The organism is Kribbella sp. VKM Ac-2566 (genome assembly GCF_004366005.1).
Classification (GTDB): Bacteria; Actinomycetota; Actinomycetes; order Propionibacteriales; family Kribbellaceae; genus Kribbella; species Kribbella pratensis.
Genome location: NZ_SODT01000010.1, coordinates 83,745 through 97,624, shown reverse-complemented (window position 1 = coordinate 97,624; position 13,880 = coordinate 83,745). Strand labels below are relative to the sequence as shown.

Genomic DNA, 13,880 nt, shown 5'->3' with positions numbered 1-13,880 from the left:
GTCTTGAGGATGGAGGACCTGGACCGCAAGATCGTCGGGCTGCTCGCTTCCGACGGCAGGATGAGCTTCACCGACCTGGGCAAGGCGACCGGCCTGTCCACGTCGGCCGTACACCAGCGGGTGAAGCGGCTCGAGCAGCGCGGGATCATCCAGGGGTACGCCGCCACCGTCGACCACACCGCGCTGGATCTGCCGCTGACCGCGCTGATCTCGATCCGGCCGATCGACCCGTCGCAACCGGACGACTCCCCGGAGCGGCTCCGGGAGGTCCGCGAGATCGAGTCCTGCTACTCGGTCGCCGGCGACTCGAGCTACATCCTCGTGGTCAGGGTCGCCTCGCCAGGCGCGCTCGAGCACCTGCTGGCAGTGATCCGGGCACGCGCGAACGTCTCCACCACCACGACGATCGTCCTGAGCACGCCGTACGAACGTCGTCCACCGGCCCTGTGAAGGTCCTGCTCAGCGATCTGTTCAGCACGCTGGTCTCAGGCGGCGACGCCGAGCGGGACGTGGTCAACGCGCGGATGGGCGCGGTGCTCGGGGTCGATGCCGTGGCGTTCCAGCGGGCGTTCGACGCGTCGTCGTACGAGCGGTTCATCGGTGCGTACGGCGACCTGCCGAGCACACTGCGCGTGATCGTCGAACGGTGCGGCGGTACCCCGACCGACGAACAGGTGCAGGAGGCAACCGACCTGCGCCGGGCGCTCGCCCAACGGCTGCTCGGCCGGGCCCCTGTGGCGACGCTGGAGACGTTGGCCGCGTTCAAGGCGGCCGGCTGGCGGATCGGGCTCGTCAGCAACATCACCGCCGAAACCCAGGTCCAGTGGGCGGCCAGCCCGCTCGCGCAGTACTTCGACGCGACCGCCTTCTCCGCCGAGGTCGGCGCCGCCAAGCCCGAGCCCAGGATCTACGAGACCGCCTGTGCAGCCCTCGGCGCCGACCCCAGCGACTGCATCTACGTTGGCGACGGCAACGACAACGAACTGCCTGCCGCCGCCTCCCTCGGCATGCACGCGATCCGTACGACAGAACACGCGGACAGCGACCCGACCTGGCCCGGACCGACCATCAAAACCTTCGCCGACCTGAAGGCCCACCTGGTTCAGTAGCCACCGGCCTCGACGAGTTCGTCGGCGGTGGAGAGGATCCGGATCTTCGCCCCTTTGGGCGGAACGACAAGGGCGGCCTGATAGAGGGTCGTGCTGGTGATGGCGCTGTCGTACTTCGTGGTGGGTGGACTGAACGCGGAACCAGGGCTGCCCTGAGCCCAGTAGATCGAGAGGTTCGGGCCGACCTGAAGCTGGAACTCCTCAGTGAGTGAGAGGAACACCAACGCCTCGCCGGAGCTCGTCATGAAGGCGGTCGGTGTACCGCTGAGCCTGAACGTGTCGATGACCGCGCGATATGACTTCGGGTCCTTCAGCAACGATTTGGCGTCCGCGACGGTCCTGAGGATGCTGGTGACGTCAGCGGACGGCGCGAAGAGAGCGGCGTGCGACGACTTGGTGCCGGCGTTGAAGTATCCGGCCAGTGCCTTGCCCGCGGCTTCCGGTGAGGCTGCGAGCTTCTCGTTGTCCGCGGCGGTGACCGGACGCAAGCCCTTGAGGGGCGGGAGCTTGACCTTCTTCTCAGGCGTGACCTGATGGCTCACGAGCCAGGGCTCACCCGCCGACCTGCGCTCCCAGAGGTCGAGCACCTGGTAGTCCTTGTACGCCGACATGCCGGCCGAGGCCACGAACCGCATCGGGTACCCGCCGTACGACGGCACGCCGATGCTCGGCTTCACGTGAGTGGTCGGGTCGGCAATGCCCTTGCCGGCCTTGTCCAGCACCCTGTCTATGCGGTAGCCGGCCTGAGACAGGCGGAGCACGTCCCCCGTCTCGACAGTCGCGATCAGCTTCTCGTCGCGGCGCTTGGCGGCGGCGTTGCTGACCTCGTCGTAGTGCTTGATCGCCGCTGCCGCGACCTGCTCGCTGATCGCGGGACGGGTCAGCACCGTCACCGTGTCTGCCGGCGGAACGGCCGAACACCCCGTCGTCAACCCGAACGCGATCCCCACGACGACAACTCGCTGAGCGGCCGCGATCCTGGAAGCCGGCTGCTGGACCGGCTGCGGTGGGGAAGTCGCGTTCTGCGCCGGGTGTGGCTTGCGGGGACCGCGGCGGAAAAGGACGAGGAGGATGCCTACGGCAAGGAGAATGATGCCGGCGGCGAAGACGCCCAGTGCGCTCGTGAACGCCTTCGGGATCTCGATGCCCAGGTCGACCTGTACGTCGGGAGCCGTCTTCCCGTCGGCGTTCATGATGACGACGTCGTACGGGCCGTCCTCGATGGGCCAGGCGATCGACTGTGTGCCGGTGCCGTTCGCCTTGGTGACCCACCAGTCGAGCGTGGCGGGTGCCGCGAGTGGACCCGCCGTGCCCTTCTCGTCCTCGGTCGACAGCGCGATCGGGAATTGCACCTGCACGAGCTTCGTGTGCGCGATGCCCTTCAGATAACTGCTGACGTCGAAGTCCCGAGCCACCCCGACGAACACCGGCTGGTTCTTGCTCGACCGTACGTCGACGTGCAGCACCGGACCGTGCCGGTTCAGCAGCTCCGGCGTCGAAGCGATCGCCAGTCCCTTGCTGCTCAGCGACTGCTCACCCGAATGCACCGTGTCGTCCGGCCCGATCAGCCAGAACGCGGCGACACCGCCGACCACAACAACAATCAGTCCGACCAGAGCCAGCAGTACGCCGACAATCCTGCGGATCACACGCAAGAGTTCTCCCGAGATCGCGGCGTACCCCAGACAAGCCGCCCGACAACGCTCCGCGATGGTAGCGGTTGCCCAGCGCATCGAAGCCCTCACGCTCGGACAGTTGCATCAAGTTGCAATCCCGTCGGTGGCCACACCGGCCAACCCCAACCACGCCTCAAACCCGGAGGTTGCCCCTCAACTGCAGCGTTGCCCACCGAGAAGCCGAGGGGGCAACCCACCACATCAGGGGGCAACCCGACGGATGCAGGAATCAGATGCCCGCTGCCGACGGAGCCCATCACAGCCTGAACTCCGGACCGAGGAGGATGACCCGCCGGATCCGGTACGCGCGCCTGCCCACTATGAGCCGGTGCGGCAACTCCGACCGTCGTCGACTCCTGAGGCGGAGTGCGTGACGGCCTGTTGGGAAACAAATGTGCACATGCCGACGATTTGTTTCCCATCAACGGGACTGACGGCCGGCCAACGCCCGTACCTGAACGGCATTGCGTTGATCCCCGCGCGTGCCAACTGACGTCCACGGAGGCAGGCTGAGTCTTCGGTGCCGCCCCCTGCGGTGGCACCGAAGACGGATCGGGTCAGTTGATGTCGAGGAGTTTTTGGGCCTCGGCGGTGGTGCGGGAGGCGGCGGCGCGGGCCTCGGCTTCGGCCAGGTGGTTGCCGGCGTGCTGGGACCACCAGTCCTGGCCCTCGACAGGCAGCGTGTCGATCGGGTCGTAGTACTCGTAGGTCCGGTTCAGCGCGTCAGGATCCTGCTGCTCGATGCCCGTGCGGTAGTTCTTCTTCCAGTACGAGATTCCGCGGACCTCGTCGTACTCGGACAGCTGGTGCACCCAGCGCTTCCCGACGTACGGGACGTCGCACACGATGCGCGGTGTCGCGAAGCCGGGGAGGTAGCCGAGGATCCCGTGCTGCAGGTGCTGCGCGTCGCGGACCGACACCCGCCAGTGCTCCGAGAACGGGATCATGTCGCACATGTAGAAGTAGTACGGCGTGATGTTCGCGCCGTCGAGCAACGCGAAGCACAGGTCGAGCAGCTGCGGGATCGAGTCGTTGACGCCGCGCATCAGGACGCCCTGGTTCCGCACGTCCCGCAGACCGGCCTCGAGCATCGCCTTCGACGCCTCGGCGACCAGTGGGGTCACGGACTGCGCCGCGTTGACGTGCGTGTGCATCGCGAGCATCACGCCACGGTCCCGGGCGACACCGGCGACGCGCGCCACACCGGACCGGACGTCGTCGGACAGCCAGTGCTGCGGCATGCCCATCAGCGCCTTGGTGGCGAGCCGGATGTCGCGGATGTTCTCGATCTCGAGCAGGTTCATCAGGAACGCCTCGAGCCGCGGCCACGGCATGTTCGCCACATCGCCACCGGAGACGACGACGTCCCGGACTCCCGGCGTACGGCGCAGGTAGTCGAGCATGTCGTCGAGCCGGGTCTGCGGCTTGGCGACGAACTTGAGCTTGTCGATCACCGGCGTCGAGTTCCCGACCAGGTCCATCCGCGTGCAGTGACCGCAGTACTGCGGGCACGTCGGCAGGACCTCCGCGAGGACCTTGGTCGGGTAGCGGTGGGTCAACCCCTCCGTGGCCCACATCTCGTGCTCGTGCAGCGAGTCCCGGGCCGCGTGCGGGTGCGACGGCCAGTCGGTACGGCGGTCGCTGAACACGGGCAGCATGTACCGGCGGACCGGGTCGGCGTAGAACGCCTCCGTGTAGTCAGCCGCACCGGAAGGAACGATGGTGTTCAGCATCTGCGGCGGCAGCAGCATCGACATGGTCGCGCGCTCGGCCTGGTCCCGGGTGAGGTCGTCGTACAGCCGGTCCTCGAGCAGGTCGCCCATCACCTCGCGCAGCTGCTTCACGTTCTTCACGCAGTGCGACCGCTGCCATTGCGCCGAGCGCCACTCCTCGGCCGTGACGTCCTTCCAGCCGGGCAGCCGGGTCCAGTCCGGTTCGACCAGCTCGGCGCGCCGATAGAGGTACGGCTGGCCGTCGCCAGGCTCCGAACGAGCCAGCTCCGGGGTGATCAGGTCGGTCACAGGTCCTCCGCGGGGCTTCAGGGGTATTGCTGTCTCATGTGAGGATAGCGACAGAACGTCCTTCAGATCCAACAGTACGCCGCAAGAATTCCCGTCAGGACATGCTGTGAGTAGTATTTTGCCCGACCGCACAGAGGAGGATCCGTGTCATCCAGCCCGGTAGGACTGCACCGTGTACTCGCGCCGTCCGGCGTGTTGCCGCAGGCGGCGGAGAAACTCGACGCACGTCCCGGGATCTGGCCCGACGAGGTCCGCATCGCGGTCGAGCGGCTGAACCTGGACGCCGCGTCGTACCGCCAGCTCGCCGAAGCGCACGGCGGTGACGGTACGGCGATCCGCCGCGCGGTCCTGGACATCGTCGAGACCCGCGGCAAGATGCAGAACCCGGTCACCGGGTCCGGCGGCATGCTGGTCGGCGTGGTCGACGAGGTCGGTCCCGACTCGCCCCTCGGTCTCGCGCCTGGCGACCGGGTGGCCACGCTGGTCTCGCTCACGCTGACCCCGCTGCAGATCACCGACGAACTGCGGGACTGGGACGGCAAGAGCGAGCAGGTACCGGCGCAGGGGCACGCGATCCTGTTCGCGCGGTCGATCGTCGCGAGGCTCCCCGACGACCTGAAGCCGGAGCTGTCGCTGGCCGTGATGGACGTCTGCGGTGCCCCGGCCCTGACCGCTCGCGTGGTGCGATCGTATGTCGACAAAGGCATAAAGCCTGTCGTGTCAGTAATTGGTGGCGCAGGTAAGTCCGGTTCGTTGTCTTTGGCTGCCGCACGCGTCGCCGGGGCTGCTCGCACGATCGGTGTTGTGCCGGTGCAGCCCGAGCAGGATCGCCTGATCGAAGCCGGTCTGGCCGATGTCGTGACGCTGGCCGACGCCCGCGATCCGGTGGCGCTGGCGAAGGCGGTCGAGGACGCCGGGGGACCCGCGGACATCACGGTGGTGTGCGTCGACGTACCGGGGTGTGAGCACGGAGCCGTCCTGTCGACGGCGGCCGGCGGCACTGTGATCTTCTTCTCGATGGCGACCTCGTTCTCCGCGGCGGCGCTCGGCGCAGAAGGTCTCGCCGCGGACGTCACGATGCTCGTCGGCAACGGGTACGTGCCCGGGCATGCGGACTATGCGATGGAGCTGTTGCGGACCGAGCCGGGTGTCCGTGGTCTGTTCGAGAGCAGGCTGGCGGAGGATTAGGGCGTGCGCACACTTCTGACGAACGGTTCCGTCTACTCGCCTGCCGACCCCCACGCGACCGCTATCGCGTTCGACGACGGGGTGGTGACCTGGCTCGGTGACGACACGGGCGCGAGTTCGTACGCCGACGGCGCGGACGAGGTGATCGACCTCGACGGAAAGCTGGTGACACCTGCCTTCGTCGACGCCCACGTCCACACGGCTGGTGCGGGCGCGATGCTGACCGGTCTCGACCTCGCCGGTTCAACCTCGCTGACAGACGCTCTCGATCGCCTCGCGGCGTTCGCGGCGAACCTCCCCGAAGACGCGGTCATCGACAGCGCCGGCTGGGACGAGACCGCCTGGCCGGAGGGCCGCCCGCCAACAACGGAGGAGCTCGACCGCGCAGCCGGCGGCCGCCGCGTGTACCTGTCCCGCATCGACGGCCACTCCGGCGTCATCTCGTCGGCCCTTGTTCCGGTTGCGAAGAACCAAGAGGGGTACGACGAGACCGGCCGCGTGGAGCGCTCCGCGAATCACGCCGTACGGGATGCCATCGGTGACCTGATCGGACCGGACCAGCGACGGCAGGACATCGAGGCCGCGCTCAAGGCCATGGCCGCCAAGGGAATCGGTGCGTTCCACGAGATGGCTGCGCCGCACATCGGGCCGCTGTGGGAGTTGCCGATCGTGCGTGCGACGGCCGAGCAGCTCGGCCTGGCCGCGACGCTGTACTGGGGTGAGCCGGGCGCCTTCGAGCACCTCGGCACCTACGGTCTCGCCGGTCTCGCCGGTGACCTGAACGCGGACGGCGCACTCGGTTCACGTACGGCGGCTTTGCGGGAGCCGTACACCGATCGCGCCGACCACCGCGGCCACGCGTACCTGACGGCGGAGCAGATCGCCGAGCACGTGATCGCCTGCACCGAGCGGAATGTGCAGGCCGGATTCCACTGCATCGGCGACCAGGCCCTCGACAACATCGCGCGCGGGTTCGAGCTCGCTGCCGAGAAGGTCGGCGTACAGGCGCTCGTCGCGGCGCGGCACCGGCTCGAGCACGTCGAAATGGTCGACGAGGCAACGATCGCGACGCTGGCGCGCTGCGGCGTGGTGGCGAGTGTGCAGCCGATGTTCGACGGCCTGTGGGGCGGTCCGGACGGCATGTACGCCGAGCGCGTCGGCGACCGCTGGCAGGGCATGAACCCGTTCGGTTCGCTGGCCCGTGCCGGCGTCGTCCTCGCGTTCGGCTCGGATGCGCCCGTGACGGAGCTAGGTGGTTGGGAGGCCGTTCGGGCGGCCGCGTTCCACCACGAGCAGTCGGAGCGGATCACTGTCCGGGCGGCGTTCCAGGCGCATACGCGCGGCGGTTGGCGGGCAGCCGGGATCGATGACGCCGGAGTGCTTGCGCCCAGCACGGCCGCGACGTACGCGATCTGGCACAGCGATGCCGACCTCGTCGTACAGACGCCGGACACGCGTGTCGCCGCGTGGTCGACGGACCCGCGGGCCGGCGTACCGGTGCTGCCGGATCTGAGCCAGGGAACACCTACCTGCCTGCGAACCGTCGTCGGTGGTCGTGTGGTCTATGAAGCCGAGGGATGGTCGCAATGAACAAGAAGCTGGACCTCGATCCAGTCACCGTCCGGAAGGCGCGCAGCCTCGCGCGCAAGGCCGGGAAGCCGATCGTCAACCTCGCTCGGCAGCACACCACGGTGTCGGTCGAGCGAGCTGTACTGCGGCTCGCCGGGCTGACCGGTGCCGACACCGAAGGCATCCCGTGGGTGAACCGGCTCGCCGACACCGTGCGTGCGGACGTCGGCCTCGAGCACGGTCTCGCGCTGCCGGTGTGGGACGCGCTGCTGCGTGGTGAGGCCGAGGACCTGGCAGTGCTGGCGCAGAAGGCCGCGTCCGGTTCCGTCACATTCCGGATGCCCGAGGGCCGCGACGCCGTACGGGCTCGGTCCGCCGCACGCAAGGCCGCGACCGCCGGGATGAAGCGTATCGACGGGCGGCGGCGGGAGCGGGACCGGCTGATCAAGCGGCACGGCGACCCCGAGCAGCGGCCGTGGATCTACCTGATCGTTGCCACCGGCGACATCTACGAGGACATCCCGCAGGCGCAGGCGGCCGCGCGGGAAGGCGCCGACATCATCGCGGTGATCCGGTCGACGGGTCAGTCGCTGCTCGACTACGTGCCGGAGGGCCCGACTCGCGAGGGATTCGCCGGCACGTACGCGACGCAGGAGAACTTCCGGCTGATGCGTGCCGCCTTGGACGAGTCGTCCAAGGAGCTCGGCCGCTACGTGCGCCTCACGAACTACGCGTCCGGGCTGTGCATGCCGGAGATCGCGACGCTGGCCGGGCTCGAGCGGCTCGACATGATGCTGAACGACTCGATGTACGGGATCCTCTTCCGCGACATCAACCCGATCCGGACGTTCGTCGACCAGCGGTTCAGCCGCCAGATCCACGCCCGCGCCGGGATCATCATCAACACCGGCGAGGACAACTACCTGACCACCGCGGACGCGGTCGAGGCCGCGCACACCGTGACGGTCTCGCAGCTGCTGAACGAGTACTTCGCCAAGGAGGCCGGGCTCGAGGACTGGCAGCTGGGCCTCGGGCACGCGTTCGAGATCAACCCGGACATCCCGGACTCGTTCCGGCTCGAGCTCGCGCACGCGATGCTGGCGCGGCAGCTGTTCCCGAACGCGCCGCTGAAGTGGATGCCGCCGACCCGGCACATGACCGGTGACGTGTTCCGCGGGTACCTGCTGGACGGGTTCTTCAACCTGGCCGGCGCGATGACCGGACAGGGCATCCTGCTGGTCGGCATGATGACCGAGGCCGTCGTGACGCCGTGGATCTCGGACCGCGACCTGGCACTGCAGAACGTCCGCTACGTCTTGGGTGCCGCGGGCAACCTTCACGAGGACTTCCGGCCGGAGCCGAACGGGTTCATCGCGTCCCGGGCCCGCCAGGTGCTCGGCGAGTCGGTCGAGCTGCTGGACCGGATCGTCGACGACGGCCTGCTGAACGCGATCGGCGACGGCACCTTCGGCCTGATGAAACGTCCGCAGGACGCCGGTCGCGGGCTGGACGGGGTCGCGCGCAAGTCGCCGGCGTACTACAACCCGGCGATCGAGCTGTTGGAGGAGGGCCAGTGAGCATCATCCGGCCGTACGGCGACACCACGGGCGACGGGATGGTGCAGCTGTCGTTCACGTTGCCCGTCCCGCACGACAAACGCGCCGAGGGTGCGGCGGTCCAGCTGGCCAACAAGATGGGCATGGACCCGGCCCTGGTCGTGCACTCGAAGCCGATCGGCCCGGACTTCACGTTCTTCGTGGTCTACGGTCCTGTGAACCACCTGGTGGACACGTCGAAGGTCGAGGTCATCGAGCGCGACTACCCGCTGCTGTCGCCGAAGGAGGTCAACCTCGCGATCCGCAAGGGGCTGCGCCGCCGGCTGACCGTGGTCGGCGCGTGCATCGGCACCGACGCGCACACGGTCGGCATCGACGCGATCCTCAACATCAAGGGATTCGCGGGGGAGAAGGGCCTGGAGTACTACCGCGAGGTGAAGGTCGTGAACCTCGGCGCGCAGGTCGCCGTACCCGAACTGGTCCGGCGCGCCAAGGCCGACAAGGCCGACGCGATCCTGGTGTCGCAGGTGGTGACGCAGCGCGAGGCGCACGTACTCAACACCAAGGAGATGTCCGCGGCGTTCCGGGAGGCGTACGCCGAGGACACGCGCCCCGTACTTGTTGCCGGCGGCCCCCGTTTCACCGAGCAGATGGCCGGCGAGCTCGGCGTCGACCGGGTGTTCGGCCGGGGGACCACGCCGGGTGAAGTGGCCAGCTATCTCGTCGACGCGCTCGTGACTCGGCGTCATGCCTACAGGAAGACTGCATAAAGGTGTCAAAGGCAACCGTTGGACTGACCGTCACGCACCGGCGCTACGTCCCGTACAGCCACGCGCACTACGCCGGCAACCTGGTCGACGGCGCGTACGTGCTCGCGCTGTTCGGTGACGTCGCGACCGAGGTCTGCATCCAGGCGGACGGTGACGAAGGCCTGTTCGCGTCGTACTCCGACGTGCAGTTCCTGCAGCCGCTGCGCGCGGGTGACGTGGTCGAGGTACAGGCAACGATCAGCCGGGTCGGGAACCGCAGCCGTGACATCGACTTCAGCGCGTACGTCGTGTGCCGCGGACGTCCCGACCGATCCGCGTCGGCGGCCGAGGTGCTCGCCGAGCCGCTGGAGATCACCCGCGCCAAGGGAACCGTCGTCGTACCGGTTGGGTGACGTTTGGTTGCCGTGGGTAACGATCACGTGGAGTGCTGATATCGCTCTGTAACGTGACTCGGCTGAAGGATACTCGTTTTCCCTTGTAGGGCAGGCGATCGTGTTACAACGGGCTCAAAGAGCCGGGGGAGAGGTTGACACCGTCGCCGCCAGCGAGCATCGTTTTGGGAGTCGTCACAACCCGTTCGTTCAACGGTCACACGAAGTTCGGCCACCGGATGATCCCGCGACGCTGACCAGGTCAGAGCCAGGCTTGAGTCGACGGGGGCTGAGATCACCGGCGGTGAGCCCCCCGCGGGGCAGAGGTGGAAGAGGCTCGGCGGCCAGTAGACAACAGCCCGACAGTGCGCAGCCAGCGCATCGACGGTTGGTCCGAAGGCACGCCGAGCCTCTTTCCTCTTTTCCCGGCCCCTTCACTCCGATGCCGGCAGCCGGAATCCCAGGCGTGTAGTTCCCCGCCGTCCGGTCCGGACACCGTTCTGGCTACTGACCGGATACATTCGCGTGCCCCGGACGTTGTACGGTCGTGCGACCGGCGTCCGCCGGTGCGGTGAGGACAAGGGGTACGGCGTGGACCGGTTGAAGGCGCTGGGGCGGCTGCTGCCGCGGGTGGCGGTGGCCGTGGTCGCCGGCGTGCTGCTCGGCTTCGCGTTCGAACCGCACGACCATCCCTGGCTCACCGTCATCGCCGTACCGCTGCTCCTGGCCGCGCTGAACGGGATCTCGATGAAGGCCGGCTTCCTGGTCGGCGCCGGGTTCGGGATCGCGTACTACGCCGTCCTCGTGCCGTGGCTGAGCATCATCGGCGGCGACGCGGCGATCGCGCTGGCGATCCTCGAGGGACTGTTCTACGCAGTCTTCGGACTGTTCGCGACACAGGTCCTGAAGCTTCGGCTGTGGGCGCTGTGGATCCCGTGTCTGTGGGTGGCGACCGAGTTCGCGACCGCGTCGGTGCCGTTCGGCGGGTTCCCGTGGGGCCGGCTCGCCTGGGCGTTCTCCGACGACTCGCTGGGCAAGCTGGCCGCGTACGTCGGCATCCCCGGCCTGAGCTTCGTCGTCGCGTTCGTCGGCGTCCTGCTGTACGCCGTACTGCGCCGGGAGACCGCACTGCGTCTGCGGGCCGTGGCGCTCGTTGCGGGGCTGGCCATCGTGTTCGGGAGCGCCTTGATCCACCTGTCGATCGCGGGCGACGGGCAGACTGTGCGGGCCGCGATGGTGCAGGGCAACGTGCCGGGCAAGGGGCTGGAGTTCCTGGGCCGGGCGCGGACCGTGACGCGCAACCATCTGCAGGCGACTCTCGACCTGCAGAAACGCGTCGAGGCCGGCACCGAGATGAAGCCCGACGTCGTGATCTGGCCGGAGAACTCGACCGACATCGACCCGTACAAGGACGCGGAGACCCGCGCCGATATCGAGACCGCGGTGAAGGCGGTCGGCGTGCCGATCCTGGTCGGGGCCGTCACCGAGGGGCCCGGCGAGAACGAGCGGCAGACCACCGGAATCGTCTGGGATCCCGCCACCGGGCCGGGGCAGCGGTACGCGAAGCGGCACCCGGTGCCGTTCGGTGAGTACATCCCGTTCCGCGACCAGTTGCTGCCCTACATCAAGCGGCTGGAGATGATCGGCGCGCAGACCGTGCCGGGCGTGGGGCCGGGCGTGATGCCGATCCGCGGGGTCACCTACGGCGACGTCATCTGCTTCGAGCTTGCGTACGACAACGTCATCCACGACGTGGTCAAGGGCGGTGCCCAGGTGCTGATCGTGCAGACCAACAACGCGACGTACGGCGGAACAGGTCAGCCCGAGCAGCAGTTCGCGATCACCCGGATGCGCGCGATCGAGACCGGGCGCACCGTACTGATCGCGTCGACGAGCGGGATCTCCGGCGTGATCCGTCCGGACGGCAGCGTCGAGCACAAGTCCGCGCAGTTCGTGCCGGACGTGTACGTCGCGACCGTTCCGGTGCAGGACGGGCAGACGCTGGCCATGACTCTCGGCGGCTGGCCGGAGTGGGTCCTCACCGGGCTCGGCCTGCTCGGTCTCGTCCTGGCGCTGATCGACCGCCGCCGGGGTCGCACGGACAAGACCCCGCCGCCGGCGGCCGAGACGCCGAGCCGCGAGAAGGTCCCGGTCTGAGTCAGGGTTCACTCAGGGTTGGTCGTGCCCACTCGTTCCGTACGCTGGTGTCTCAGGCAGGAAGGGGTAGGACATGCCGTGGTTCGTGGCGCTCGCGTTGCTGGTGGTTCCGATCGCGGAGATCTTCGTGATCATCCAGGTCGGTCAGGTGATCGGCGGGTGGCCGACGGTCGCGCTGCTGCTGGTCGAGAGCGCGTTCGGCGCGTGGCTGATCAAGCGCGAGGGCCGGCGGGCCTGGCGGGCGCTGCAGAGCTCGTTCGAGACCGGGAAGATGCCCGGCCGCGAGCTGGCTGACGCCGCGTTGGTCCTGGTCGGCGGGACGCTGCTCCTCACCCCGGGCTTCATCACCGACATCTTCGGCTTCTTCTTCGTCCTCCCCTTCACCCGCCCCCTGGCCCGCCGCGCCATGACCGCCTTCTTCAGCCGCCGCGTCACCACCCAACTAGGCACCCCCGGCCTCGGCACCTTCATCCCCGGCCCCGGCACCCCCGGCCCCCAACGCCCAACAAACGACGTAATCCAAGGCGAAGTCATCGACCCAGAAAAGAAGTAGCCGTCAGGTGCGGTAGCTGGCTTTCGCGGTCTGGACGAAGGACCGGGTCAGCGGGGTTGTCTCGGTCCAGGCGATGACGAGGGGGCTGGGCGGGAGGTCTTGGATCGGGATGGTGACCAGTTCGTCGCCGGGGTTGTGGTTGGTGAGCGGGGCGAGGCCGATGGTGCCGTTCCAGAGGACTGCCTGGAGGCATTCTTGGACGGCTCGGACCACTGGTCCTTCGCGGTGTCGGCCGCCGTTCCAGTAGGACTGCCAGATCGGATCGGTGCCGGGCGGGAACTGGAACCAGCGGCGGCCGTCCAGGTCGGCGAGCCGCAACTGGGAACGGCCGGCCAGTGGGTCGTCGGCCCGGAGTACGGCGCCTACCGGATCGGAGCGCAACTCATGGACGCGCAGACCGGTCTCGTCGAACGGGCCGCGGGTCAGGGCGATGTCGACGTGCCCGGCGCGCAGGCCGCAGGTGGGGTCGGTGAGGTCCGTCTCGCGGATGTGGATCTCGACGTTCGGGTGTTGCGAGCGGTACGCGGCGGCGAGTCTCGAGATGTCTGGATCCGTGCTGTCGCTGAGGATGCCGACGGTCAGGGTTGCAGCGCCGGCGGCCGCGGCGACCCGGGCGCGCACCTGCTCTGATTGGACGAGCAGCTTGCGGGCTTCCTTCACCAGTGCGGCTCCGGCGGGCGTCAGGCTGACACCGGCCGAGGATCGTCGGAACAGAGGCGTGCCGAGATCGGCTTCCAGTTGCTGGATCGCCCGGCTGAGGGGCGGTTGGCTCATGTGCAGGCGCGCCGCGGCCCGCCCGAAGTGGAGCTCCTCGGCGACCGCCACGAAGTACCGCAAGGTCCGCAGTTCCATCACCTGCGACGATACCCGCTGGGTATCGACAATGCGGGACTGGTCTTGGACGCGCCTC

12 protein-coding genes are annotated in these 13,880 nt (G+C 68.3%); 9 read left to right on the top strand and 3 right to left on the bottom strand.

Annotated features, from left to right (window positions below; all coding sequences use genetic code 11):
* Positions 1 to 9 precede the first annotated feature (9 nt).
* Together EV647_RS18855 and EV647_RS18850 are read left to right on the top strand one after the other, a co-directional pair.
* Positions 10 to 450, top strand: a complete 441-nt coding sequence (locus EV647_RS18855) for an Lrp/AsnC family transcriptional regulator (RefSeq protein ID WP_134004672.1) — start codon at positions 10 to 12, stop codon at positions 448 to 450.
* Entirely contained in the window at positions 447 to 1,109 is a 663-nt protein-coding gene (locus EV647_RS18850; RefSeq protein WP_134004670.1) for an HAD family hydrolase, read from the top strand. The genes EV647_RS18855 and EV647_RS18850 overlap by 4 nt, the downstream gene beginning before the upstream one ends.
* Here EV647_RS18850 and EV647_RS18845 read toward each other — a convergent pair.
* Together EV647_RS18845 and EV647_RS18840 are read right to left on the bottom strand one after the other, a co-directional pair.
* Positions 1,103 to 2,758, bottom strand: a complete 1,656-nt coding sequence (locus tag EV647_RS18845; protein WP_134004668.1) for a hypothetical protein — start codon at positions 2,756 to 2,758, stop codon at positions 1,103 to 1,105. The two genes, EV647_RS18850 and EV647_RS18845, sit on opposite strands and share 7 nt — an antisense overlap.
* Positions 2,759 to 3,342: 584 nt before the next feature.
* Positions 3,343 to 4,806 (bottom strand): KamA family radical SAM protein, encoded by a 1,464-nt coding sequence (locus EV647_RS18840; protein ID WP_134004665.1) that lies wholly within the window; start codon positions 4,804 to 4,806, stop codon positions 3,343 to 3,345.
* Positions 4,807 to 4,950: 144 nt separating this feature from the next.
* Between EV647_RS18840 and EV647_RS18835 the strand changes: the two genes are divergently transcribed.
* From EV647_RS18835 to EV647_RS18805, 7 genes are all read left to right on the top strand, one after another.
* Positions 4,951 to 5,994: an L-erythro-3,5-diaminohexanoate dehydrogenase gene (locus EV647_RS18835; RefSeq protein ID WP_134004663.1), complete on the top strand. Its 1,044-nt coding sequence runs from the start codon at positions 4,951 to 4,953 to the stop codon at positions 5,992 to 5,994.
* A 3-nt stretch (positions 5,995 to 5,997) separates the two neighbouring features.
* On the top strand, positions 5,998 to 7,584 hold the full coding sequence (locus EV647_RS18830) for an amidohydrolase (protein ID WP_134004661.1): 1,587 nt from the start codon (positions 5,998 to 6,000) through the stop codon (positions 7,582 to 7,584).
* A complete protein-coding gene (locus EV647_RS18825) occupies positions 7,581 to 9,140 on the top strand; it encodes a lysine 5,6-aminomutase subunit alpha (RefSeq protein WP_134004659.1) in 1,560 nt (519 codons plus the stop codon). Before EV647_RS18830 ends, EV647_RS18825 begins: the two co-directional genes overlap by 4 nt.
* Complete coding sequence (locus EV647_RS18820; RefSeq protein ID WP_134004657.1) at positions 9,137 to 9,889, top strand: OAM dimerization domain-containing protein; 753 nt, start codon at positions 9,137 to 9,139, stop codon at positions 9,887 to 9,889. The genes EV647_RS18825 and EV647_RS18820 overlap by 4 nt, the downstream gene beginning before the upstream one ends.
* 2 nt (positions 9,890 to 9,891) lie before the next feature.
* Positions 9,892 to 10,281 (top strand): hotdog domain-containing protein, encoded by a 390-nt coding sequence (locus EV647_RS18815; protein WP_134004655.1) that lies wholly within the window; start codon positions 9,892 to 9,894, stop codon positions 10,279 to 10,281.
* A gap of 504 nt (positions 10,282 to 10,785) precedes the next feature.
* Positions 10,786 to 12,417: an apolipoprotein N-acyltransferase gene (lnt, locus tag EV647_RS18810; RefSeq protein WP_238177287.1), complete on the top strand. Its 1,632-nt coding sequence runs from the start codon at positions 10,786 to 10,788 to the stop codon at positions 12,415 to 12,417.
* 73 nt (positions 12,418 to 12,490) lie between these two features.
* Positions 12,491 to 12,970, top strand: coding sequence for an FxsA family protein (locus EV647_RS18805; protein ID WP_134004653.1), 480 nt, complete (start codon positions 12,491 to 12,493; stop codon positions 12,968 to 12,970).
* A 3-nt stretch (positions 12,971 to 12,973) separates the two neighbouring features.
* On the opposite strand, the gene EV647_RS18800 is transcribed toward EV647_RS18805, so the two are convergent.
* Entirely contained in the window at positions 12,974 to 13,822 is an 849-nt protein-coding gene (locus EV647_RS18800) for a LysR family transcriptional regulator (RefSeq protein ID WP_134004651.1), read from the bottom strand.
* Positions 13,823 to 13,880: the final 58 nt, after the last annotated feature.